Source organism: Curvibacter sp. GW821-FHT09D12 (assembly GCF_059416245.1).
Genome location: NZ_JBWKOU010000033.1, coordinates 1 through 22,736, shown reverse-complemented (window position 1 = coordinate 22,736; position 22,736 = coordinate 1). Strand labels below are relative to the sequence as shown.

General features: G+C 64.0%; 22 protein-coding genes. 9 read left to right on the top strand and 13 right to left on the bottom strand.

Annotated features, from left to right (window positions below; all coding sequences use genetic code 11):
• Positions 1-66 precede the first annotated feature (66 nt).
• Complete coding sequence (locus AC07PT_RS28290) at positions 67-1,695, top strand: FMN-binding glutamate synthase family protein (RefSeq protein ID WP_492350416.1); 1,629 nt, start codon at positions 67-69, stop codon at positions 1,693-1,695.
• Between the two features lie 67 nt (positions 1,696-1,762).
• Here AC07PT_RS28290 and AC07PT_RS28285 read toward each other — a convergent pair whose 3' ends face one another.
• From AC07PT_RS28285 to argS, 9 genes are all read right to left on the bottom strand, one after another.
• Positions 1,763-2,581: a Crp/Fnr family transcriptional regulator gene (locus tag AC07PT_RS28285; protein WP_492350415.1), complete on the bottom strand. Its 819-nt coding sequence runs from the start codon at positions 2,579-2,581 to the stop codon at positions 1,763-1,765.
• Between the two features lie 328 nt (positions 2,582-2,909).
• The gene (locus tag AC07PT_RS28280; RefSeq protein WP_494658895.1) at positions 2,910-3,365 is read right to left on the bottom strand and encodes a putative toxin-antitoxin system toxin component, PIN family; all 456 of its coding nucleotides are present in this window, start codon (positions 3,363-3,365) and stop codon (positions 2,910-2,912) included.
• A 1-nt stretch (position 3,366) separates the two neighbouring features.
• Positions 3,367-4,650 carry a THUMP domain-containing class I SAM-dependent RNA methyltransferase gene (locus tag AC07PT_RS28275; RefSeq protein ID WP_494658894.1) on the bottom strand — a complete coding sequence of 428 codons (1,284 nt, stop codon included), beginning with the start codon at positions 4,648-4,650 and terminating at the stop codon, positions 3,367-3,369.
• A 64-nt stretch (positions 4,651-4,714) separates the two neighbouring features.
• Positions 4,715-6,298 carry an RNA polymerase factor sigma-54 gene (locus AC07PT_RS28270; RefSeq protein WP_492350412.1) on the bottom strand — a complete coding sequence of 528 codons (1,584 nt, stop codon included), beginning with the start codon at positions 6,296-6,298 and terminating at the stop codon, positions 4,715-4,717.
• Between the two features lie 2 nt (positions 6,299-6,300).
• On the bottom strand, positions 6,301-7,044 hold the full coding sequence (gene lptB, locus AC07PT_RS28265; protein WP_492350411.1) for an LPS export ABC transporter ATP-binding protein: 744 nt from the start codon (positions 7,042-7,044) through the stop codon (positions 6,301-6,303).
• A gap of 23 nt (positions 7,045-7,067) precedes the next feature.
• On the bottom strand, positions 7,068-7,712 hold the full coding sequence (gene lptA, locus AC07PT_RS28260) for a lipopolysaccharide transport periplasmic protein LptA (RefSeq protein WP_492350410.1): 645 nt from the start codon (positions 7,710-7,712) through the stop codon (positions 7,068-7,070).
• Positions 7,713-7,819: 107 nt separating this feature from the next.
• Complete coding sequence (locus tag AC07PT_RS28255) at positions 7,820-8,473, bottom strand: thiol:disulfide interchange protein DsbA/DsbL (protein ID WP_492350409.1); 654 nt, start codon at positions 8,471-8,473, stop codon at positions 7,820-7,822.
• A 95-nt stretch (positions 8,474-8,568) separates the two neighbouring features.
• Positions 8,569-9,303 (bottom strand): SPOR domain-containing protein, encoded by a 735-nt coding sequence (locus AC07PT_RS28250; RefSeq protein WP_492350408.1) that lies wholly within the window; start codon positions 9,301-9,303, stop codon positions 8,569-8,571.
• Positions 9,304-9,311: 8 nt separating this feature from the next.
• On the bottom strand, positions 9,312-10,985 hold the full coding sequence (gene argS, locus AC07PT_RS28245; protein WP_492350407.1) for an arginine--tRNA ligase: 1,674 nt from the start codon (positions 10,983-10,985) through the stop codon (positions 9,312-9,314).
• A 132-nt stretch (positions 10,986-11,117) separates the two neighbouring features.
• Here argS and AC07PT_RS28240 point away from each other — a divergent pair, with 132 nt between their 5' ends.
• Together AC07PT_RS28240 and AC07PT_RS28235 are read left to right on the top strand one after the other, a co-directional pair.
• Positions 11,118-11,429 carry a PsiF family protein gene (locus AC07PT_RS28240; RefSeq protein WP_492350406.1) on the top strand — a complete coding sequence of 104 codons (312 nt, stop codon included), beginning with the start codon at positions 11,118-11,120 and terminating at the stop codon, positions 11,427-11,429.
• 59 nt (positions 11,430-11,488) lie between these two features.
• Entirely contained in the window at positions 11,489-12,457 is a 969-nt protein-coding gene (locus tag AC07PT_RS28235) for a glycosyltransferase family 2 protein (RefSeq protein ID WP_492350405.1), read from the top strand.
• Positions 12,458-12,473: 16 nt separating this feature from the next.
• On the opposite strand, the gene AC07PT_RS28230 is transcribed toward AC07PT_RS28235, so the two are convergent.
• The 4 genes from AC07PT_RS28230 to AC07PT_RS28215 all read right to left on the bottom strand — a co-directional run bounded on the left by AC07PT_RS28230 (position 12,474) and on the right by AC07PT_RS28215 (position 16,302).
• Positions 12,474-14,018, bottom strand: coding sequence for an ArnT family glycosyltransferase (locus tag AC07PT_RS28230; RefSeq protein WP_494658893.1), 1,545 nt, complete (start codon positions 14,016-14,018; stop codon positions 12,474-12,476).
• A gap of 30 nt (positions 14,019-14,048) precedes the next feature.
• Positions 14,049-14,864 carry a ChbG/HpnK family deacetylase gene (locus AC07PT_RS28225; protein ID WP_492350403.1) on the bottom strand — a complete coding sequence of 272 codons (816 nt, stop codon included), beginning with the start codon at positions 14,862-14,864 and terminating at the stop codon, positions 14,049-14,051.
• 7 nt (positions 14,865-14,871) lie between these two features.
• Positions 14,872-15,318: a DUF2214 family protein gene (locus AC07PT_RS28220; protein ID WP_492350402.1), complete on the bottom strand. Its 447-nt coding sequence runs from the start codon at positions 15,316-15,318 to the stop codon at positions 14,872-14,874.
• Between the two features lie 63 nt (positions 15,319-15,381).
• Positions 15,382-16,302 (bottom strand): LysR family transcriptional regulator, encoded by a 921-nt coding sequence (locus AC07PT_RS28215; RefSeq protein ID WP_494658892.1) that lies wholly within the window; start codon positions 16,300-16,302, stop codon positions 15,382-15,384.
• A 227-nt stretch (positions 16,303-16,529) separates the two neighbouring features.
• Here AC07PT_RS28215 and AC07PT_RS28210 point away from each other — a divergent pair, with 227 nt between their 5' ends.
• The 6 genes from AC07PT_RS28210 to AC07PT_RS28185 all read left to right on the top strand — a co-directional run bounded on the left by AC07PT_RS28210 (position 16,530) and on the right by AC07PT_RS28185 (position 22,437).
• The gene (locus AC07PT_RS28210; protein WP_492350400.1) at positions 16,530-17,246 is read left to right on the top strand and encodes a haloacid dehalogenase type II; all 717 of its coding nucleotides are present in this window, start codon (positions 16,530-16,532) and stop codon (positions 17,244-17,246) included.
• Between the two features lie 96 nt (positions 17,247-17,342).
• Positions 17,343-19,526: a malate synthase G gene (locus tag AC07PT_RS28205; RefSeq protein ID WP_492350399.1), complete on the top strand. Its 2,184-nt coding sequence runs from the start codon at positions 17,343-17,345 to the stop codon at positions 19,524-19,526.
• A 111-nt stretch (positions 19,527-19,637) separates the two neighbouring features.
• Positions 19,638-19,895: a cysteine-rich CWC family protein gene (locus AC07PT_RS28200; protein ID WP_492350398.1), complete on the top strand. Its 258-nt coding sequence runs from the start codon at positions 19,638-19,640 to the stop codon at positions 19,893-19,895.
• Positions 19,896-19,961: 66 nt separating this feature from the next.
• On the top strand, positions 19,962-20,153 hold the full coding sequence (locus tag AC07PT_RS28195; protein ID WP_494658891.1) for a 4-oxalocrotonate tautomerase: 192 nt from the start codon (positions 19,962-19,964) through the stop codon (positions 20,151-20,153).
• A gap of 16 nt (positions 20,154-20,169) precedes the next feature.
• Entirely contained in the window at positions 20,170-21,669 is a 1,500-nt protein-coding gene (locus AC07PT_RS28190) for an MFS transporter (protein ID WP_492350396.1), read from the top strand.
• 3 nt (positions 21,670-21,672) lie between these two features.
• On the top strand, positions 21,673-22,437 hold the full coding sequence (locus tag AC07PT_RS28185) for a class II glutamine amidotransferase (protein WP_494658890.1): 765 nt from the start codon (positions 21,673-21,675) through the stop codon (positions 22,435-22,437).
• Positions 22,438-22,736 lie beyond the last annotated feature (299 nt).

Genomic DNA, 22,736 nt, shown 5'->3' with positions numbered 1-22,736 from the left:
TGCGGTGGTACAGCAGTTTACCGGCCTCGCCCTTCGGACACGCGTCAACCCCTTCCTGGAGCCCCCATGCTGAAGCAGCTCAACGCCATCTATCCCGTGCGCTACACCGCCTTCGCCCTCTGTGCAGGGGCCCTGGCCCTGAGCCTGTGGGCGGGGCAACAGCAGGCCCTGGCACCGGAGTGGGCGGTGCTGTCAGGCGCCTTGGTCGCCCTGGGGGTGTATGACCTGCTGCAGAAGCGCCACTCGGTGCTGCGCAATTACCCCGTGATCGGCCACCTGCGCTTTGTGCTGGAGTACATCCGGCCCGAGATTCGCCAATATTTCATCGAGAGTGACAACGAGGCCAGCCCCTTCTCCCGCGCCCAACGCACCCTGGTGTACCAGCGCGCCAAGGGCGATCCCGACAACCGGCCGTTCGGCACCCTGCTCGACGTGGGCCAGCGCGGCTACGAGTGGATCAACCACTCGGTGGCTCCCACCCAGCTGCCCAGCCACGACTTTCGCGTCACCATCGGGGCCGACACGGCCCAGCCCTACAGCGCCAGTGTCTTCAACATCTCGGCCATGAGTTTTGGGGCCCTGTCCGCCCACGCGATCCGGGCGCTCAACCTCGGGGCCCAGCAGGGTGGTTTTGCCCACGACACGGGCGAAGGCTCCATTTCACAACACCACCGCGTCCATGGCGGGGACCTGATCTGGGAGATCGGCTCGGGCTACTTCGGGTGCCGCCATCCTGATGGCAGCTTCGATGCCGAACGCTTTGCCGAGAACGCGCGCAGCCCTCAGGTGCGCATGATTGAACTGAAGATGAGCCAAGGCGCCAAGCCGGGCCATGGCGGCGTGTTGCCCGGCCCGAAGGTCACGGCAGAGATCGCCGAGGCTCGGGGCGTGCCACAGGGCGAGGCCTGCATCTCACCGTCGGCCCACACGGCGTTCTCGACGCCTGTCGAGATGATGCATTTCATTGCCCGCCTGCGTGAGCTCAGCGGCGGCAAGCCCACGGGGTTCAAGCTGTGCATCGGGCATCCCTGGGAATGGTTTGCCATGGTGAAGGCCATGCTGGAGACCGGCATCACCCCCGACTTCATCGTGGTGGACGGGGCCGAAGGTGGCACGGGCGCAGCCCCGGTGGAATTCAGCGACCACGTCGGTACCCCCTTGCAGGAAGGCCTTCTGCTGGTGCACAACACGCTCAAGGGCGTGAAGCTGCGCGATCGCATCCGCCTGGGCTGCGCGGGCAAGGTGGTCACGGCGTTCGACGTGGCCCGCATGATGGCGCTGGGGGCCGACTGGTGCAACTCGGCACGGGGCTTCATGATGGCGCTGGGCTGCATCCAGGCCCAAACCTGCCATTCGGGCCAATGCCCCACCGGTGTGGCCACCCAGGACCCGCTGCGCCAGCAGGCCTTGGTGGTGCCCGACAAGGCCACCCGGGTGAAGAACCTGCACCACAGCACCTTGCACGCCCTGAAAGAGTTGATCCAGGCCGCAGGCCTGCACCATCCGAACGACATCACCGCACACCACATCGTTCGCCGCGTGTCGGACACCGAGGTGCGCCTGCTGAGCCAGTTGGTGATGCAGGTGCCCACCGGGGCCTTGCTGGGCCCACTCGATGGCCTGCCGAACCTGTTCCGCGAGTACTGGCCCCTGGCGACGGCCAACAGTTTTTCACCGCCCTCACAGAAGGCCTGAGCGCCAGCGCCCTGCACCGCCCCCGAGGGCACCGGCCAGACGCTCACGCTGGCCGGTGCACGGGGTGTCAGGCGTAACGCGGGGTCCGATCGGCGGCGCACTCGGCCAGCAGGCTCAGCAAGGCCTCCACCGGCGGGTTGCGCCGCCAGACCTGGTGGCTGTGCAGGCGAACAAAGACGCCGCGCCAGGCACTCAGGTGTTGCAACTCAACGCCGCGGTACTGCAGCCGCACCCAGTTGCCCTGCTCCAGTTGCCCGATGTACTCGGAGAACAAGGTTCGGGACACCCCGCACAAGCGCGCAATCATCTGCTGTGACAAGGGCAGCATGAGGCTGTCCTCCTGGGGTGGAGAGGGCGATACCGAGGTCTCGGCCGCCAAGCACAGGCCCTCGGCGCACAGGGCCAGGCCACCGATCACCCGCAGCGCCGAATTGCTGCATTTGTTGACGATCAGCTGGTTGTTCTGCTGACGGATCTGGGAGGACAACTCGCCCAGCAGATGCTGCGCAAAGCCGGCATCGCTGCGCACCAGGGCCAGATAGGCCGAAGCCGGCAGGGTCAGAAGCTCCACATCGGTGACGGCCAGGTAGTCGACCTGCGCCTTGCCGTCACCCAGCAGATCGTGCTTGGCGAAACAGCTGTTGCGGCTGTGCAGGGTCAGCGGGTAGCTCAAGCCCTGGTCCATGGTGACCTGCTCGGCCACCATGCCTTCAATGATGTGGTGCCAATGGGTGATGGGCGCCCCGGTGCGCCAGATCAGGTCGCCCGCCTTGCGGGAAATGACACGGCTTTGCTTGCCTGCCTCGAATGCGGCAGAGGCGCTCACCCCCATGCTCGAATAGACCTGAAGCGTGAAATCACGCATGCGTTGGGTCACGTCAAACATGGCGTTGATGGGGCGGCAAACCGCCCGTCGGCAACTCAGACGAAGAGACCCCGGAGGGCTGGGCACTGCCTGCCGCAAGACAGGGTGAGGTGTTGTGATTCATTCGCAGCCTTCAGCAACTCGGTGACCGCGCGATGCACTGCGCATCGGGACGGAGTCGGTGCGTCAGCGGGCGGTTCGCTACCGTGCAGGGGAGGCCCACAACACACCAGAAACCTGATCATGAGAAAGGCCTGGGCAACGACCTTGAATGAGTGTTCAACCTTGCACAGTGAACACGTAAGAACTGTGATGGCGTGCTGCAAAACGCCGCTCACGGCGCGTCTGTTCAGGCTCCGGCGACGCTGGCCTCAGCCCAGGCGGTGCTGACGATCACATCGGCAGTCGCCAGCCGGCGCCGCATGCAGAGCACGGCCTGGTCTTTGCTCAACAAGGTGCAGCGGCTCAGGGCCACCGCCAGGTCGATGAACTTTTGATCATCGGCGTCCTTGCAGGTCCAGGGCGCCTTGGCGGGTACCGCGCTCACCTGCGCATGGCGATCAAACGCAGCCAGCACCTGCTCGGCCGTGCGGGTGTAGAAATCCAGGCGGCGCACGATCTGGGGGTAGGCCAACACGCGGGCCAGTTCGTCGCGCATGGCGGCTGTGGCATGCCAGTGCAAGGTGCCGGCTTCCAGGCCGGCACGCACCGAGGTGGTGGCCGGATCGGCAAACACGAACAGGTCCAGCACGATGTTGGTGTCCAGCACCACCCGGCCTGCCGCCGGCGTGCAAGGGTCATCCACCTCAGGCCCCTTGTGGCGCATCGCCCGCGGGGCCGTCGGCCTCGGGGCGGGTCGGCTTGTCGCGGACACTGCCGCGAACCAGGTCGAAGCGGAACAGCCGGCATTCGATGGGTCCGTTCCACATGGGCACCCGGCGCGACTCCTTGAGGCGCATGCGGCCAGGCAGCTTGAGGTCGGGGGTGAGCATCCAGGCCTGCCAGCCGGCGTAGTTTTTCTTCCAATGGCTCGCCAATTGCACGAAGAACTCGCCACCATCTTCGGTCTGGGCGGTTTCGCGACCGCCGCGCGGCGCCCGCTGGCTGGCGCGTTGCCCAGCCACACCAGCGGCCTCGATGCGCTCGCCGTAGGGGGGATTGAGCAGCATCACACCGGGTTGTTCGCAAGGCGGCATGCGCTGCAAGGCATCGCCACCGCGCAACTGCACGGCATGGGCGACACCAGCGCGTTCGGCATTGCGCTGGGCGAAGTCGACCATGCGGAAGGCCACGTCACTGGCAAACACAGGCACGGTGGGTGCCCGCTCGGCGGCCCGGGCCTCTCCCAGCAAGGCGTTCCAGACATGCGACTGGAAAGGCAGCAGTTTCTCAAAACCGAAGCGACGCTGGGCACCCGCGGCCATGTTGCAGGCCATCTGGGCCGCCTCGATGGCGATGGTGCCGCTGCCGCAGCAGGGGTCGTACAAGGGCAGCGGGACGTCGCCCAGCGGGTCCCAGCCGCTGGCGGCGATCATGGCCGCGGCCAGGGTTTCTTTCAGCGGCGCATCGCCCTTGTCTTCGCGCCAGCCGCGCTTGAACAAAGGCTCGCCCGAGGTGTCGATGTACAGGGTGGCGGTGTCGGTGGTCAGGTGGACGTAGATGCGCACATCGGGCCACTGGGTGTTCACATCGGGGCGCACCCCGGTTTTGTGGCGAAAACGATCGGCAATCGCGTCCTTGACCTTGAGCGCCGCAAAGTTGAGGCTGGTCAGCGGGCTGTGCTGGGCCGTGATTTCAATCTTGAAGGTTTGCCGGGTGGTGAACCAGATTTCCCAGGCCACGTTGCTGGCGGCCTCGTACAGATCCCGCTCGCTGCGGTAGCCGGTGTGGGACAACTGCACGAGCACACGCTGGGTCAGACGGCTGTGCAGGTTGAGCTTCATGGCGTCTCGCCAGGAGGCACGCGCCAGCACCCCACCCCGGCCGGTCAGCAGATCCTCCCCGGTGAGCCCTGTGATGCGATGGACCTCGTCGGCCAGAAAGCCCTCGACGCCAGCGGCGCAGGGCATGAAAAGTTGCAATTGGTTCACGGTGATTCACTCCGGCACGACCGACGAACGCTGACCCAGGCGCCGCGCCGTGCGCAAGACAGGGTCAGAGGGCTTTTCTCAGGTTGGCAGGGGCGATGCGCAGCGCCTCGCGGTATTTGGCCACGGTGCGGCGCGCACATTCAATGCCCTGCTCCTTGAGCATTTCAGAAATCTGGTTATCGGACAAAGGCTTTTTCGTGCTCTCGGAGGCCACGAATTGCTTGATCAGCGCCCGCACCGCCGTGCTGGAGGCGTTGCCGCCGGTCTCGGTGCCCAGTGCCGAGCCGAAGAAGTACTTCAGCTCGAAGGTGCCGAACGGCGTGCCCATGTACTTGGCGGTGGTGACGCGGCTGATGGTGGACTCATGCAGGCCCAGTTCATCCGCGATCTCTCGCAGGACCAAGGGGCGCATGGCCAGTTCGCCATGCACGAAGAAGTTCTTCTGTCGCTCCACGATGGCGTTGGACACCCGCAAGATGGTGTCGAAGCGCTGCTGGATGTTCTTGATGAACCAGCGTGCCTCCTGCAGTCGCTGCTGCAGCGCCGCATGACCTTCGCCCTTGTGCGAGCGCAGGGCACTGGCATAGATGTCGTGCACCTTGAGGCGGGGCATGACATCGGCATTGAGCTGCACCCGAAAGCGCACCTGGGCCCCGCGCCCGATCTTGGTGACGATGACATCGGGCACGATGATGTTGCGTTCGACGTCGACAAAGCGGCGGCCCGGCTTGGGCTCCAGCCGGGTCAGCAGGCTGAGCGCGGCACGGATGCGCTCATCGCTTTCACCGCACAGTTGCTGCAGGCGCTTGATGTCGCGCCGGGCCAGCAGCTCCAGGGGCTGTCCGCACAGCTTGATGGCCACGTCGAGGGTGTCAGGCAGGATGTCATCGACACCCCCTTCATCGGACTGGAGCTGACGCAGTTGCAAGCTCAGGCATTCGCGCAGGTCGCGGGCACCGACCCCCACCGGCTCCAGGCTTTGCAGCAGACGCAGCGCCACGGTGAAGTGGTGCACCAGCTCTTCCACCTGCTCCAGATCGTCGCCCGCCAGGCCACGGGCCAGGTCTTCCAGCGGGTCTTCAAGGTAGCCGTCGTCGTTGAGCGATTCGATCAGAAAGCGCAGCGCCGCCGAATCTTCGGGCGACAGGCGCAGCGCCAGGGCCTGGCGATGCAGGAACTGCTGCAGCGACTCCTGGCTGCGCGCCAGCTCGGTGGCATCCACTTCGCCGTCTTCGCCCAGGTTGTTGCGGCTGGGAGGCGCATCGCCGCCCCATTCGCTGTCATCGGGCGCCATCTCGACCTGGCCGTCGCCGTCCCAGGTGGGCTCGTCTTCGAGGGCACTGGACGCAGGTTCGACCTCTGCCGTGCTGGTTTCGGGGGTCGACGCCAGCTCCTTGGGCGCCGTGGCCGGCAGTTCATCGAAGGACGAGGCCTCCTCGTCGCGAGCCGGTACATCGGCCTGCGCCAAACCGAACTCCTCGCGCGGAGCTTCTTCGGTGGAAAGCTCGAGAAAAGGGTTTTCGTCGAGCATCTGATCGACTTCCTGGCTCAGCTCCAGCGTGGAAAGCTGGAGCAGCCGGATCGATTGCTGCAATTGCGGCGTGAGCGCCAGATGCTGCGAAACGCGAAGCGATAAACCCTGTTTCATGCTCACATTCGAAAGTGCTCGCCGAGGTAGACGCGCCGGACATCGGCGTTCTCGACGATCTCGGACGGGGTACCCTTGGCCAGCACATGACCGTCACTGATGATGAAGGCGTGGTCGCAGATGCCCAGGGTTTCGCGCACGTTGTGGTCGGTGATCAACACACCAATGCCGCGCGACTTGAGAAACCCGACAATGCGCTGGATCTCGATCACGGCGATCGGGTCGATCCCGGCAAAGGGCTCATCCAGCAGGATGAAGCGTGGCTGGGTGGCCAGGGCCCGGGCGATTTCCACCCGCCGCCGCTCACCCCCCGACAAAGCCAGCGCGGGGGAGTCGCGCAGGTGGTCGACCCGCAGGTCTTGCAGCAAGGCGTCCAGCCGTTCAGCGATGATGGCCTTGCCCAGCGGACGGCCTTCCTCGTCCTGCTGCAGTTCCAGCACTGCCTGCACGTTCTCGGCCACCGACAGTTTGCGGAAGATCGAGGCCTCTTGGGGCAGGTAGCTCAGGCCCAGGCGCGAGCGCCGATGGATGGGCATGTGGCCCACTTGCTGGCCATCCATGAGGATTTCGCCGGCATCGGAGCGCACCAGCCCGACGATCATGTAGAAAGAGGTGGTCTTGCCGGCGCCGTTGGGGCCCAGCAGGCCCACCACCTCACCTTTGTCCACCGAGAGAGAGACGTCCTTGACCACCTTGCGACTGCCATAGGCCTTGCGCAGGTGGCGCGCCTCCAGTCGGCTGGTCATACCTTCTGTCCGGTCCACAGCGCTCAAGGCTTGTCCCCCGACAGGGCGCCAGAGGGCCGCAGGGCCGGCGTCGGATTGGCCGGGCTGGCAGGTTCGGGGCGGGCCCCCTCCTGGGCTGCGGCATTGCGTGGCGACAGCATGGCCCGCACGCGGTTGCCCGATGGGGTGGCGGGGCTCACGTTTCGCGTCTGACGGGCACCATCCACATTGAAGACGTCGGTGATGTTGTCGTAGACGATCACGTCACCCGTGACCTGATCATTGAGGGTGGTGCCCTGGTAGCGTCGCAACTCGGCACGCTTGATGAACTTGACGTTGTCGGCTCGACCGTCGTACTCGATGGTCTCACCCTCGCCTTCGATGTACTCCTCGCCGCCATCCCGCTTCTGCCGGAAAAAGGCGCGCAGGCCGGGCTCGGCCGTCACCACCCCGTACTGGTAGCCCTCGGCGTCCTGGCGCACATCCAGGCGGGCACCGCGGATGATGATGGTGCCTTTGGTCATGACCACCCGGCCCGTGAACACGCTCACCTGCTTGAGATCATCGTGGCGCAGGATGTCCGACTCGATGTTCATGGGCTTGCTGCGGTCAGCACGCTCGGCCCAGGCCAACGGGGCCAGCCCAAGGGCCAAGGCGATCAGCAATGAGGATACAAAAGCAGGTTTCATAAAGGCATGGTTCTTGCAATCGATTGTACCGATGCAGGTGGCCGGTTCGCTGGCGGGGGCAAGAAAAAGCCCGCACAAGGCGGGCTGCTTCGGCAAACGTTGAGCGATCAGCGCGACTTGCGTGCCTCTGCGATCAAGAAGTCCGTGACCTGCAGAGCACGGGTCATGCCACCGGCCATGGTGCCGTCGGTGACAAAGCGACCCGCCACCCCCATGGCAGGCACGCCATCGAGCTTGTAGGCGTCCACGAGTTGCTTGGCGCGGGTGGCCTTGCCCGTGACCGAGAAAGACTTGAAGAACTCAGTGAACTTGGCCTTGTCCACGCCTTGCTTGGCCACCCAATCGATGATGGCGGCGTCCCCTACCACCTTGAGGTGCTCGGTGTGGATGGCGTTGAAGGCCTTGAGTTGCAACTCATCGACCTTGCCCATGGCTTCCAGCGCGTAATACATGCGCTGCTTGGGTTCGAAGTCAGCAAGGAAGGGCACCGGCAGGCGGCGGAAGACCACATCTTTGGGGAGCTTCTTGAGCCAGGCTTCCAGTTCGGGCTCGAAATGGGCGCAATGCGGACAGTTGTAGGAGAAGAACTCCAGCACCTCGATGCGATCGGCCGGGGCGTCCACCGGGGCGGCCGTGCTCAAGGCCACAAAGTCCTTGCCGGCCTTGAAGGCTGCCTGAGCCTGGGCCGGGGAACTGCCCAGCAGGCCCAGGGTGGCGGTGGAAGTGGCCGCCAGGGCCAGCGAAAAATCACGACGTTTCATCAGAAAGCCTCTTTCAAAAGGGGGTTCACGTCACTCAGAAGGCACGGACACCAAAAAGTTCACGATTTCATTCGGGACGACGGCGACGTCAGGGCTCAGCGCTGCACCCGCACCATGGTGGTGTCGAGTCCGGCATTGTCGAGTTTGTCCTTGATTCGCTCGGCGTCATCACGCTTGGAGAAGGGCCCCACCCGCACCCGGAACACGGTGCGGCCCGCCTGCTCGCGTTCGGTGACACGGGCCTCCCAACCCATCATGGCCAGCTTGGCCTTCTGGGTTTCGGCATCTTCGTTGGTGCGGTAGGCCCCCGCCTGAACGTAGTAATCAAAGGGATCGACGCCCGAACTGGCACTGGCCGACTTGGCCTTGGCCAGATCACCGAGCGGGTCCGATGAGGTGGCGGCCTTGGTGTCGCTGCCCTTGGTCACGGGTTTGACATCCGTGCGATCGGCCTTGTCAGCGCGTGCATCAGCCTTGTCGGGCTTGGCATCTGCTTTTGCGTCGGCCTTGCTGTCGGGCTTGGCATCCGCCCGGTTGTCAGACCGAGTGGCCTTGTCGTCAGCCTTGGCGGCGTCAGAGGATGCATCGGCCCCGACGGCGCCGCCAGAAGACTGGCGAGCCGGGTTCTTGCCGTACAGCGGCGAGTTGGGATCCCAGTCCTTGTTCTTGCGCGCCTCGGCGGCGTCCTGGTCGGCCGAACGGGTCTGGCCTTTGTTCAGGAAGGGCACCGGCACCTTGGTCACATAGACCGCCACGGCCAACGCCACCCCCAAGCCCAGAACCAACCCGAGCACCAGACCCAGAAAGGTCCCGCCGCCTTGTCTTTTCATGTTGTCGCTCACATTTTCGAAGGTGCCGATACGCCCAGCACAGCCAGGCCATTGTGCAGCACCCGGGCCGTGGCCGCGACCAGCGCCAGACGCGCCAGCTTGACCGGCTCGTCATCCACCAGGATGCGCTCGGCATCGTAGTAGCTGTGATAGCTGGCGGCCAGGTCGCGCAGGTAAAAAGTCACGTCATGGGGTGCAAAATCTTGCGCGGCCGCCGTGAGCATGTCGGGGTACTTGGCCAATTGCAGCATCAGCGCCTGGGCCTGGGGGCCTTGGAGCGGCGACAGGTCGACGCCAGCCAGCGAGGCCGCATCGCCGCCCCAGGCGGTCAGCACCGAACAGATGCGGGCGTGAGCGTACTGCACGTAGTAGACCGGGTTGTCGTTGTTCTGCGCCAGGGCCAGGTCGATGTCGAAGATGTACTCGGTGTCCGGCTTGCGTGACAGCAGGAAAAAGCGGACGGCATCCTTGCTGGTCCATTCGATCAGGTCGCGCAGTGTGACGTAGCTGCCAGCGCGCTTGGAGATCTTGACTTCTTCACCCCCACGCATCACCCGCACCATGGTGTGCAGCACGTAGTCGGGGTAGCCCTGGGGAATGCCCACGTCAGCCGCCTGCAAACCGGCGCGAACCCGGGCAATCGTGCCATGGTGGTCGGTGCCCTGGATGTTGACCACCTTGCCGAAGCCCCGTTCGAACTTGGTGATGTGGTAGGCCACATCGGGCACGAAGTAGGTGTAGGTGCCGTCGGACTTGCGCATCACGCGGTCCTTGTCGTCCCCGTAATCGGTCGACTTGAGCCACAGCGCGCCGTCTTGCTCGTAGGTTTTGCCCGCGGCGATCAGTTTGTTGACCGCGGCCTCCACCCGGCCGCTGGTGTACAGGCTGGACTCGAGGTAATAGTTGTCAAACTTCACCTGGAAGGCCTTGAGATCCAGGTCCTGCTCATGACGCAGGTAGGCCACGGCGAACTGGCGGATGCCGTCCAGATCGTCGGCATCACCGCTGCCGGTGAACTCACGGTCGTCCGACTTGACGGTCTTGCCGGCCAGGAAGTCGGTGGCGATGTCGCCAATGTAGTCGCCGTTGTAGGCCGACTCGGGCCAGCCGGCATCACCGGGCTTGAGGCCCTTGGCACGGCACTGGGTGCTGTTGGCCAGGGTCTGGATCTGCACGCCGGCATCGTTGTAATAGAACTCGCGCCAGACGTCCCAGCCCTGGGTCTGGAACAGGTTGCAGATGGCGTCGCCCAGCGCCGCCTGGCGTCCATGGCCCACATGCAGGGGGCCGGTCGGGTTGGCCGAGACAAACTCGACCAGCACGCGCTCGTTGCGTGCCGCCTGCCAGCCAAACTGATCTCCTGCCTCAAGCACCTCGCGCACCACCTGCTGCTTGGCAGCAGGCTTAAGGCGGACGTTCAGAAAGCCCGGGCCCGCGATCTCGATGGCATCGACCCACTGCGCCCAGGCGGGGGTGGCCATCAAGGCGGACTTGAGGGACTCAGCCACCTGACGCGGGTTGAGCTTGAGGGGCTTGGCCAACTGCATGGCCGCCGTGCAGGCGAAATCGCCATGGGCCGCCACCTTGGGCGACTCGAAGACCGCCTTGGGACCAGCACCGGGGGAAAGTTTCTCGAGCTCGGCCGCCAGCGCAGCGAGCAAATCGTGTTTGACAGAAAGCATGGCGTGATTTTACGGGGCGGTGCCCGAACGGCACGGGCACCTGGGTGCATGGAGACCAGAAGAGCGTGGTTTAAGCGTCGAATTCGGGTCTGGGAGCCGCCGGCATCCCACCAGCCCAAGGGAGATTGCAACATGTTCAAAGTGTTCTCGATGACAGGTGCGGCTCTGCGCCCCGCCCTCCAAGCGGCTGCGCCGTCACCCACTCGAACCCGATGGGCCACCTGGGTGCGCGCCAGCGCCCTTGGCGTCGGGCTGGCGCTGAGCCTGGCAGGCCAGGTGGCGCTGGCCCAGGGCAAGGCCGCCGAAGCAGGCGATGGTGCACAGGCCAAGCCGCAAAACCGGATGTCGCGCTGCAGTGCCGATTTCAAGGCCACCGGCCGCCCGGGCAGCGAGCGCAAAGCCTACATGAGCGAATGCCTGCGCAAGCCCAAAAAGGCCTCCTGACCCCGGAGCCGCCCCCGTGGGGCTGCCGACCGCCACGCCGCTGATCGATAATCGCGGCCATGCTTGATCGAGCCACCACCACCCCGTCCATTTCCTGCGTGATGCCGGCCTACAACGAGGCCGGCAACCTGGGCCGCTTTGTGCCCCAGGTCTTGGAGGCCTTGCGCGCCCTGTCCCCCCAGGTGGAGGTGGTGATCGTGAACGACGGCAGCCGTGACCAGACGGCCGCCGCCGCGATCGAATTGACACGCCAGCACCCGGAAGTGGTGCTGATCGATCTGTCGCGCAATTTTGGCAAGGAAGCCGCTCTGACGGCCGGCATGGAAGCCGCCCGCGGTGAAGTGGTGATCCTGATGGATTCGGATGGCCAGCACCCGGTGTCGCTGATGGCCCAGATGCTGCTTCGCTGGCGCGAGGGCATGGACGTGGTGTACGCCGTGCGCAAGACCCGCGACGACCAGACCCGGCTGCACGCCAACCTGGCCGGTTTGTTCTACACCCTGGTGAACCACAACAACCGGGTGAAAATTCCGCCCAATGCCGGGGATTTTCGACTCATGGACCGGGCCGTGGTCGAAGCCATCAAGACGCTCCCCGAGCGCAACCGCTTCATGAAGGGCCTGTATGCCTGGGTGGGCTTCAACAGCACCGCCCTTGAGTACGAGCCCCTGCCGCGCACTGATGGCCAAAGCAGTTTCGGCCTGCGCAGCGCCGCCTCGCTGGCCCTGACGGGCCTGGTGGCGTTCTCGTCCTTGCCTTTGCGGACTCTGGCGGTGGTCGGGCTGCTGATCTCGCTGGCCTCGCTCAGCTACGGCCTGTGGGTGGTGGTGTCCTATTTTGTGTACGGCATCGACGTGCCGGGCTACGCCACCCTGGCCGCCGGCATGATGCTGCTCAGCGGTATCCAGATCCTGTCGATCGGCGTTCTGGCCGAATACATCGGGCGCATCTACGAAGAGGTGAAGCGCCGCCCCACCTACCTGATGAAGGCCCGCCACGGCCAGGGGCTGCCGCCTCCTCAAGCCTGAGGACTTCTTGGCCTGATCAGCGCCGGCAAGAAGCCAGGCCCTCACCGGCCGCCGTGCTCGGGCTGCGGTACAGAACCCAGGCTTGTCCTTCGAAGACCGTCGTGAAGCCGGTGATCTCGAACCCTTGGGGTGCCACCACCCACTGACCCGGTTTCTGAGTGGCTTGTGCCAGGGCCTCCGGCCCCTGGAGCACGCCTGCGGCCTGTTGATCGAAATCAGCCCCCTCAAACAACTCACGGCGCCAGTTGTCACCCGCCTCGCGGCGCTGCAGCGCCCAATCCTGGATCACGACCATGGCCCGTGGCAGGCGCGCCACGAAAGGCAGGTCGTAGGGAAAATCACCCGCAGCCAGCACGGTGTCACCGGGCGCCATTTGGCAGGCCAGCACGGCAGCCACATCGGCGCTGCCCCGGCGCTCGGTGTAACGGGCGGCGGCCACTTCGACCCCACACGCCACCAACAGCGCCAAAGCCAGCAAGCCCCCAAAATACCGCCCGGCATGGGGTCGCCGGGCCAGCGTCTGCTCAAAGCCCAGGGCGGCCAGGAACGCCAGAGGAGGCATCACGGGCAGGGCATAGCCGATCAATTTGGAATGTGGCACCGAGAAAAATCCGATGATGGCCACCAGCCAGATCCAGGCCAGTGACACCCAGGGGCCCAGGCCTGCGGGCAAGGGCCAGGCCCGGCGCCGCAACCAGGCCAGCACCTGGGGGAGCACCAGGAAGGTCCAGGGAAACATGAGCAGGAACAGGCCTGCCAAGTAGAACCACCAGGGGCGCCCGTTGTTGAATGTGGTGGCGGTGTAACGGTTGAACTGCTGATCGCCGAACAGGTAGGCCAACAGCCCCGGCGCCTGGCGCTCGGCCAGCACAAACCAGGGCACGGCGATCAGCCCGAACAAGGCCAGCCCGCCGACCCAGGGCAATCGGAGCACCTTGTGCCACTGCCGGGTCTGGAACAACCAGATGAACAACACCAGTCCAGGCAACACCAGGCCGATCAAGCCCTTGCTCAGCACCCCCAGGCCGCAGGCGACAAAGCCTGCACGGGCCAACCAGGCATCTGGAACACGCTCACTGGATTGCACAAAGGCCATCGCAAAAGCCCAGATCGCGACGCCGATCCAGCAGGCGACCAGCATGTCGTGGTTGATGTACTGCCCGCCGATCAGAAAAGCCAGGCTGCTGCCCAGCACCCAGGTGGCGCGCTGGGCCAAACGCTCGCTGCTGTGCCCAGGCAGCGCCGGGATGCGGCGTAGCGTCAGGTACATCACCAGCAGCATCAGCCCGGCATGCAGGGCCGGCCCCAGGCGGGCCACCCAGGCGTGCACGCCCAGCACGGCCATCAGGCTGGCGTTGAGCCAATGCAGCAGCGGCGGCTTGTGAAAAAAGGGAATGCCGTTGAGCCGCGGAATGATCCAGTCACCGCTTTGCAGCATCCAGCGCCCGATGTCGCCATAGCGGCCCTCATCAGGCACGGCCAGGGGGCGCAGGGCCGCCAGCACCAGCAGCAAGCCCCACAGAAAGGCCAGCCCGGCCCAGGATTTTTGTCGTTCAGTCACGGTAGGTTCCGGCAGGATGGGGCACCGAGCTCAGGGCACGGACGCCAAAAGAGTTTGACCCCGCGCGAGTTGCACCTGGGCCTGCTGCAGTGCAGCCGCGAAATCAGGACCGGACAGGTAGGTCCATTCGCGCAGTCGAGCGGGCCCGATCTCGTCCCCGGGCTCGGCCGCCCGCGCGGGGTGGCACATGATGAGACACGCTTCGGGGGCGTCGGCCAGCCAGCGCGACATGCTTTGGGCATAGCCGGCCACATCGGACTGGAAATCGTCGATGCCCGACAGAAAAGGCGCCACGGCCAGGCCACGGGCGCGGGCCAGGCGCTGCAGGGCGGCAGCGCCCATGCCGGCGATCACACGGCCCTTGAGCCCGCCTTGCCAGGCGACCGGACGCGAGATGCGCAAATAGGGACGCGGGCCGGTGGCATAACGCTGAGCCAGGACATCGACCACCGCCTGGCGAAGGCCAGGGAATTGCTGCACATGTTGATGGCCATCCACATGGTCGGGGGGGGCGCCCCAGTGTTGCTCAAAGCGGTCCAGTTGGCGCAGCACCTCCGCGCGGACCTGCGCAGCAGGCAGCCCGGGCCAGCAACTGCGGCGCATCAAAGCCCCCAGCGGGGCACCGTGGCCGGCGGCCAGGGCGAATTCGCTGGTCCAGTCCAGGTGCAGACCAACGTCGATGCGGCCACGCCAGGCGGCCAGCCCAGCGGCATCCGCGGCCCAGCGCGGAGACAGCGTCATGACGCTGGTGGCGCTGAGGCGGCCGGCCTCGACCAGGGCCACGATGCCGCGCGACACGCTCTCGTTGAGGGCGTAATCATCGGCACAGAGGATGACAGACTTCATCGTGGCCTCACCAGCCCCGAGCCCAGAACACCGCAATCACCGGGATGATGGGAAACAGATGCGCCTGCCACATCACCAGACGCCGCACCCGGCGCACTTCAGCCGCGTCGGGCAGCGCCCCAGTGGCGCGGTATTCACGGCGCCACCGACGGAACGCGAGGCTGGGCGAAATGGACAGCAGGCCCATCAGGGCAAACAGCCCGAGCTTCAGATGCAGCAGGGGCTGCGGCGCATACCAGGCCGCGCCCTTGATGCCCAGGAACACCCTGGCCAGGCCAGTGATCAACACCAACGCGGCGGCCAGCCCGTAAATCAGATCCAGCCGGGGCAGGCGTTCGACCACTGCGGCATTCAGCCATTCGGGGCGGCACAGGGCGGCTTCGCTGGACAGGAACACCACCAGGGTCAGGATGGCCAGCAGATGAAGGCTGGCCAGCAGGGCTTCGAGGGTCATGGAAAGGTCTTTCTCCAGCCCAGGGCCGGCCCACGCCTCAGGGGGCGCCAGGCAGCGGAAAGGTCAGGACACCTTCCAGTAATCGGGCTGGCCGTAATTGTGCTTGAGGAAATCGATCCAAAGGCGGACGCGCAGCGGCAGGTGCTTGCGTTGTGGAAAGACGGCGTAAATACCGTTGGGCGGCGCAGCAAACTCGTCCAGCAAGGTCACCAGGCGACCTTGGGCAATTTCGGTTTCGACCTCCCAGGTGCTTCGCCAGGCCACGCCGTAGCCGGCCAGACACCAATCGTGCAAAACCTGCCCGTCCGAACAGTCCAGGGGACCGCCCGGCTTGAGGTGCACCAGCTCAAAGCCGCTGTCCTTCGGCAATCGGAAGGCCCAGCCGCGGGTCTGTGAGGCATCACTCGACAAGGTCAGGCAGTCAAAGCGGGAGAGTTCAGAGGGGTGCTGCGGGGTGCCGTTGCGCTGCAAGTACTCAGGCGTGGCCACGCACAAGCGCCGGTTGTCGGCCATTCGCACGCTGACAAGAGAGGAGTCGGGCAGATCGCCCACCCGAACCGCACAGTCGTAGCCCTCGCCCGCCAGATCGACCACTCGATCGCTGAGATTGAGGGAGATCGTGACCTCGGCATGCAGAGCGCGAAAGCGCGGCACCAGGGGAGCGACGTGCCGGCGGCCGAAGCCCGCCGGCGCCGTGATGCGCAAATGCCCGCTGGCCTTGACGCCCCCGGCACTGACGCTGGCCTCGGCATTGGCCACGTCAGCCAGCACACGCTGGCAGTCCTCCAGAAAGGCGCTGCCTTCGTGGGTGAGGGTGATGCGGCGAGTGGTCCGCATGAGCAGTTTCACGCCCAGGCGCTCTTCCAGGGCGTCCAACCGGCGCCCCATGATGGCAGGCGCCACTCCCTCGGCATTGGCCGCGGCGGTCAGACTGCCCCGGGTGGCCACCGACACAAAGGATTCCATCTGCTTGAGTTTGTCCATGGGCCTCAGATTACGTTACAAAAAGTCAAAATCTCAGACGAAAAAACCCTCATTACCCTCAAATTCAATTCGAATTTGACACGGCATGCCAGACAAGCTCGCTCGATGGGGATGTGCAGGTCTCTGACGTGGAACGCATCAGCCCCACAGATTACATCTTAATTTGTCACAAATAAATCTATTTTCAAGTTATTAATGTTTACTCAAGTGTGGAATAAAGTCTGGGCATGGACAAACGCCGCGCCCAACCTGCCTCCGCCTTTGGCACGCCCAAGGCGGTGCTGTTTGACGCATTCGGCACTTTGTTTGACGTCTACAGCGTGAGCCTGCTGGCCGAACAACTGTTTGCTGGCCAAGGGGATGCACTGAGCCGGCTGTGGCGCGACAAGCAAATTGAATACACCCAGTTGCTGACCAGCGATGGTGGTGGCCACTACCAGCCTTTCTGGGCCTTGACCCAGGCGTCGCTGCGCTATGCCGCAGCCCAACTGGGCCTGCTGCTGAGCGACGCACAAGAACTGCAACTGATGAACCAGTACCGCGCCTTGAGCGCCTTTCCTGAGAACCGGGAGGTCCTGCAGGCACTGAAGGCGCAGGGGATCACCACGGGCATCCTCTCCAACGGCGACCCCGAGATGCTGGCCGTGGCCGTGCGCAGCGCCGGGCTGGCAAACTGGCTGGATCACATCATCAGTGTGGACGCGGTACGCCGCTACAAGCCCCACCCCGACACCTATGCCCTGGGCCCCAAGGCCACCGGCGTGGCCGTGCGCGACACGCTGTTTGTCAGTGGCAACAGCTGGGACGCTCTGGGGGCCACCTGGTTCGGCTACAACACGCTGTGGGTGAACCGGCATGACCGGCCCCCGGAGCAGATTGGCCCGCCCCCCAGCCGGACCGGTACCAACCTTCAGGCCGTGCTGTCCTTTTTTCCGTCGGGGTGATGCCCCGCCTGCCCGGAATGCACCGGGGTCGATGGCACCTTCATTTTTGTTTTTTGTTCATTTGCCTGACTTCACTTTCAACTCAAGGACCTCATCATGACCGCACGCACCCACGTTCACGGCCTGCAAGTCGCCACCACGCTTTACGACTTCGTCAACGAACAAGTTCTGCCGGGTACCGGCGTCAGCAGCGAAACGTTCTGGCAAGGCTTTGACGCCATCGTTGCCGATCTGGCCCCCAAGAATGTGGCCCTGTTGGCTGAACGAGACCGCCTGCAGACCGAGCTGGACTCCTGGCATCAGGCTCACCCAGGCCCCATCACCGACATGCCGGCCTACCGCGCCTTCCTGGAAAAGATCGGCTATCTGGCCGCACAACCCGTGCAGGCGCAGGCCACCACCACCAACGTGGACGCTGAGCTGGCCCTGCAGGCAGGGCCTCAGCTGGTGGTGCCCATCCTCAACGCACGCTATGCACTCAACGCCGCCAACGCACGCTGGGGCAGCCTGTATGACGCGCTGTATGGCACCGACGCCATTCCCGAAGCCGATGGTGCCGAAAAGGGCTCGGGCTACAACCCGGTGCGCGGCGCCAAGGTGATTGCCTTTGCACGCCAGGTGCTGGACACCTCGGCCCCCCTGGCCAACGGCTCCCACAAGGACGCCGTGGCCTATCAGGTGGTGAATGGGCAACTGCTGGTCAAGTTGAGCACCGGCAGCGACAGCCCGTTGCAGGACACCGCGCAATTCGTGGGCTACCAAGGCGACGCAGCCAACCCCAGTTCCATCCTGCTCAAACGCAACGGCAACCATCTGGACATCCAGATCAATCGCAACACGGCCATTGGCAAGAGCGACGCGGCCGGCGTCAGCGATGTGGTGCTGGAAGCGGCGCTGTCTACCATCCTTGACCTGGAGGACTCGGTGGCCGCAGTGGACGCCGACGACAAGGTGCTGGCCTATAGCAACTGGCTGGGCATCCTGAAAGGCACGCTGACCGAGGAAGTGAGCAAGGGCGGCAAGAGCTTCACCCGCGGCCTGAACCCGGACCGCGTCTACACCGGCGCGAAGGGCGGTGAAGTGCGCCTGCATGGCCGTTCGCTGATGTTCCTTCGCAATGTGGGCCACCTGATGACCAACCCGGCCATCCTGTATGGCAACGGTCAGGAGATCCCGGAAGGCATCATGGACGCCGTGGTGACCACGGCGATCGCGCTGCACGACCTGCAAGGCCATGGCGCCAATGGCATCCGAAACAGCCGCACCGGCAGCGTCTACATCGTGAAGCCGAAGATGCACGGCCCGACAGAAGTGGGTTTCGCCAGCGAATTGTTCAGCCGCGTCGAGAAGTTGCTGGGCCTGCCTGACAGCACCGTGAAGCTGGGCATCATGGACGAGGAGCGCCGCACCAGCGTCAATCTGAAAGCCTGCATTGCGGCCGCCGCCAGCCGTGTCGCGTTCATCAACACCGGCTTCCTGGACCGCACAGGTGACGAGATGCACACGGCCATGCGCGCAGGCCCGATGCTGCGCAAGGGCGACATCAAAGGCAGCGCCTGGATCGCCGCCTACGAACGCCGCAATGTGCTGATCGGCCTGCAATGTGGCCTGCGTGGTCGCGCCCAGATCGGCAAGGGCATGTGGGCCATGCCGGATCTGATGGCTGCCATGCTGGAGCAAAAAGTCGGCCACCCCAAGGCGGGCGCCAACACGGCCTGGGTGCCCTCGCCCACTGCGGCCACCCTGCATGCCCTGCACTATCAGCAGATCAACGTGGCGCAGGTGCAATCGGACATCGAGCAATCGGGACAAGACCCCGAATCGCTGATGAACGACCTGCTGACCATCCCGGTGGCGGCCCAGGCCAACTGGAGCGAAGCCGACAAGCAGCAAGAGCTGGACAACAACGTGCAAGGCATTCTGGGCTACGTGGTTCGCTGGGTGGACCAGGGCGTCGGCTGCTCCAAGGTACCCGACATCCACAACGTGGGCCTGATGGAAGACCGTGCCACCCTGCGTATCAGCAGCCAGCACATTGCCAATTGGTTGCTGCATGGCGTGGTCACGGAAGCCCAGGTGCGCGAGACCTTTGCACGCATGGCCGCCGTGGTGGATGCCCAGAACGCAGGCGATCCGCTTTACATCAGCCTGGTGGCCAACCCGCAAGGCGCTGCTTTCCAGGCCGCTCTGGACTTGGTGTTCAAGGGCCTGGTGCAACCCAGCGGCTACACCGAGCCGCTGCTGCATGCCTGGCGCCTCAAGGTGAAAGCAAAAGCTTGAGCCCTTGCCCTTGACGGGGCATGCATCTTGATCGGGGCACCTTGGGGTGCCCCCTTTTTTTGGCGCTCACGCCTGCCAGGCCTGGCACACAGAAGCGCACAATGCGGTGATATGACTGAGAGCCAGCCACCCAAGCCCTTCCGCGCAGATCTGTGCCCTTTGTGCGGTCAGCCGAACGAATGCGGTGCCTGCCAAGGCAATGCCTCTGCCTGTTGGTGCATGAGCACCCCCATTGGGGCTGATGCGCTGGCGCGCCTGCCGGCCGATGAGCAAGGGTTGCGCTGCATCTGCTCGCGATGTGCACAAGGCACGCAAGCAATGGGTGGCGAGCGCATCACATCGGTGGCACATGACGGAGAGCAGATTTAGCCGAATCACCCGGGTGGCGCATTCCTTCTATGATTTGACTCTTTCGAAATCCTAGCGAGTCGCAAGATGCCCACTTATCACGTGGAAATGATGGAAGGCCGTTCCATCGAACACAAAAAGAAGCTTGTGGCAGAGCTCACCCGCGTGAGTGGGGAGGTTCTGGGTGGGGCAACGGAATCGGTCGATGTGATCATCACAGAGGTCCCGCGCGACAACTGGGCCACCGGCGGCAAGCTGTGGTCTGAAGCCCGTATTTGAGCGACCAGGAGCACGGATGTCTTCTCCTCTCGCGAATGCGGGCGAACTGCATACCCAGGCCTTGCGCGAACGCTATGGGGAACGTTACCGCTGGCTGCTGCTGTTGTCCGTGATGATCGGCACGATGGCGTCCATCATGTCGTCCACCATCGTCAATGTGGCGATTCCGGCGATGAGCCACCATTTTTCATTGGGGCAAGAACGGGCCCAATGGGTGAGTTCGGGCTTCATGGTGGCGATGACCGTGTCCATGCTGACCACCCCCTGGTTGCTGGCCCGGTATGGCTATCGAAGGACTTACTCAGGTGCTGTGGCACTGCTTCTGCTGGGCGGCGTTGTCGGTGGCTTTGCCCAGGTCTACCCATTGGTGTTGGGCGCCCGCGTGGCGGAAGGCCTGGCAGCGGGCATTGTTCAACCGATCCCAGCCATCATCATCCTGCGTGCCTTCGCGCCCCATGAGCAAGGGCGTGCCAGCGGCATTTTCGGCATGGGGGTGGTGCTGGCACCAGCGATCGGCCCCAGCATCGGTGGGATTCTGGTCGACCTGTTCGGGTGGCGCTCCATTTTCTTCATGGTCGTGCCTTTCTGCCTGGCGTCTTTGTGGATGGCACATCGTTTCGTACCGACCACCGCACCAGGTGGCGTGGCAGCCAACCGCGATGGCGCGGGATTGGACTGGCGTGGCTTGCTGCTGGGCAGCGTGGGCACCTTGTGCCTGCTCAACGGCTTGGTCGATTTACGAGGTGGGTCAGGCTTGCAGGCAGCGATGCTGTTGGTGGCGGCCCTTGCGTCCTTGTTCCTTTTCATTTGGTGGGAACGTCGCATCGCCAAACAGGGGGGCGAGGCGTTGATGAACCTCCATCTGTTCAGTTACAGGCAATTTGCCATGGGCAGTATCGTGGCGGTGATCTACGGTACCGCTTTATTCGGATCCACCTACCTGCTGCCTGTCTACATGCAATTGGCACTTCATATTTCGGCCTCACACGTTGGAACGATCTTGCTGCCCGCCGGCTTTGTGCTCGCGGCGACCATTGCCGTGGTGGGACGCATGGCAGACAAGCAACCAACCTATTTGCTCGTCAGTGTTGGGTTGGCACTACTGGCCGCATCCTTTGCGTTGATGATGGGGCTGACCCTTGAATCCGCCCTGTGGCAACTGGCTCTGCTGGCCGTCCTCGGGCGGATCGGACTGGGCTTCATCCTCCCCTCATTGAACCTGGGAGCCATGCGGCCCTTGTCCAAGGCGCTGATTCCGCAAGGGGCGAGCAGCATCAATTTCTTGCGAATGCTGGGTGGTGCTGCCGGTGTCAGTCTGTGCGGCATCGTGCTCGAATGGCGATTGGCAGCTCACGGGGATTCGTTGAGCAATCCTGTCACCAGCCCCGCCCGCGTGGCGGCCTTCGATGAGGTTTTTATGCTTCTGGCAGCTTTGTGCATGTTGGCCATGGCGGCCGCATGGCAACTGCGTGAAGGCCGCGATGCCATGAACAACAAGATTCCAAAGGACCAATGATCCATGTGTCAATTGCTGGGCATGAACTGCAACGTCCCGACCGACGTGACATTCTCCTTTTCAGGTTTTTCTCAACGAGGCGGACGCACTGATCATCACTCTGACGGATGGGGCATCGCATTTTTTGAAGGGCGTGGGCTGCGTCACTTTGTGGATCACGAGCCCGCAGCAGAGTCCGCCATCGCGCAACTGATTCGACGCTACCCCATCAAAAGTCGCAATGTCATTGCTCATATACGCAAAGCCACGCAAGGTGCGGTGAATCTTCAGAACTGTCATCCTTTCGTGCGAGAGCTATGGGGGAGGTATTGGGTTTTTGCCCACAACGGCGACTTGAAGAACTTCGCACCCAGGTTGCACAGCCATTTTCGTCCGGTTGGGAGCACGGACAGTGAGTTGGCCTTCTGCTGGATCATGCAAGAACTTGCCAAATCACACGCCAACGTCCCCTCTGTGGAAGAACTGACCATCACTTTGCGTGAGTTGGCGCCTCGAATTGCCAAACACGGCACATTCAATTTCCTGTTGTCGAACGGGGAGGCGCTCTGGGCTCACGCCTCGACTCGCCTGCACTACCTCGAGCGTGCGGCACCCTTCGGACAATCCACGCTGGCAGATGACGACATCAGCATTGATTGGACGACCTGCACATCACCCGACGACCGCGCGGCGATCATCGTGACAGAACCCTTGACCCGAGACGAATCATGGGTCGAGTTCCGTCAGGGAGAACTGAAGGTGTTTGTCGAGGGTTTGGCCGTAGCTTAAGGGGCTGATGAGGCTCCGCGGGGTCAGGAATGACTGCCAAGCGCATTATCAAGAGGCTGATAGGCATCAGAGACGATGACGAAGGGCCTGCAATGCTCCAGAAGTTGTCGTTGCATTCGAAGGGGCGCCCGAATTGCAAACGGTGCCGGCACTGAGGCATCCGAGGCTGAGCAAGGGTTGGACTCATTTCTGGAGCCCCAAAGACAAAACCCCCGCCAGTTTCCTGGAGGGGGTTTTGAGGGCTGTAAGAGCCTGACGATGACCTACTTTCACACGGGAACCCGCACTATCATCGGCGC

Bases quoted from the DNA above. Each gene is read 5' to 3' on its own strand.
- AC07PT_RS28290 (WP_492350416.1), top strand. From the start codon at position 67: ATGCTGAAGCAGCTCAACGCCATCTATCCCGTGCGCTACACCGCCTTC.
- AC07PT_RS28285 (WP_492350415.1), bottom strand. From the start codon at position 2,581: ATGTTTGACGTGACCCAACGCATGCGTGATTTCACGCTTCAGGTCTAT.
- AC07PT_RS28270 (WP_492350412.1), bottom strand. From the start codon at position 6,298: ATGAAACAGGGTTTATCGCTTCGCGTTTCGCAGCATCTGGCGCTCACG.
- lptB (WP_492350411.1), bottom strand. From the start codon at position 7,044: ATGACCAGCCGACTGGAGGCGCGCCACCTGCGCAAGGCCTATGGCAGT.
- lptA (WP_492350410.1), bottom strand. From the start codon at position 7,712: ATGAAACCTGCTTTTGTATCCTCATTGCTGATCGCCTTGGCCCTTGGG.
- AC07PT_RS28255 (WP_492350409.1), bottom strand. From the start codon at position 8,473: ATGAAACGTCGTGATTTTTCGCTGGCCCTGGCGGCCACTTCCACCGCC.
- AC07PT_RS28250 (WP_492350408.1), bottom strand. From the start codon at position 9,303: ATGAAAAGACAAGGCGGCGGGACCTTTCTGGGTCTGGTGCTCGGGTTG.
- argS (WP_492350407.1), bottom strand. From the start codon at position 10,985: ATGCTTTCTGTCAAACACGATTTGCTCGCTGCGCTGGCGGCCGAGCTC.
- AC07PT_RS28240 (WP_492350406.1), top strand. From the start codon at position 11,118: ATGTTCAAAGTGTTCTCGATGACAGGTGCGGCTCTGCGCCCCGCCCTC.
- AC07PT_RS28235 (WP_492350405.1), top strand. From the start codon at position 11,489: ATGCTTGATCGAGCCACCACCACCCCGTCCATTTCCTGCGTGATGCCG.
- AC07PT_RS28225 (WP_492350403.1), bottom strand. From the start codon at position 14,864: ATGAAGTCTGTCATCCTCTGTGCCGATGATTACGCCCTCAACGAGAGC.
- AC07PT_RS28220 (WP_492350402.1), bottom strand. From the start codon at position 15,318: ATGACCCTCGAAGCCCTGCTGGCCAGCCTTCATCTGCTGGCCATCCTG.
- AC07PT_RS28215 (WP_494658892.1), bottom strand. From the start codon at position 16,302: ATGGACAAACTCAAGCAGATGGAATCCTTTGTGTCGGTGGCCACCCGG.
- AC07PT_RS28210 (WP_492350400.1), top strand. From the start codon at position 16,530: ATGGACAAACGCCGCGCCCAACCTGCCTCCGCCTTTGGCACGCCCAAG.
- AC07PT_RS28205 (WP_492350399.1), top strand. From the start codon at position 17,343: ATGACCGCACGCACCCACGTTCACGGCCTGCAAGTCGCCACCACGCTT.
- AC07PT_RS28200 (WP_492350398.1), top strand. From the start codon at position 19,638: ATGACTGAGAGCCAGCCACCCAAGCCCTTCCGCGCAGATCTGTGCCCT.
- AC07PT_RS28195 (WP_494658891.1), top strand. From the start codon at position 19,962: ATGCCCACTTATCACGTGGAAATGATGGAAGGCCGTTCCATCGAACAC.
- AC07PT_RS28190 (WP_492350396.1), top strand. From the start codon at position 20,170: ATGTCTTCTCCTCTCGCGAATGCGGGCGAACTGCATACCCAGGCCTTG.
- AC07PT_RS28185 (WP_494658890.1), top strand. From the start codon at position 21,673: ATGTGTCAATTGCTGGGCATGAACTGCAACGTCCCGACCGACGTGACA.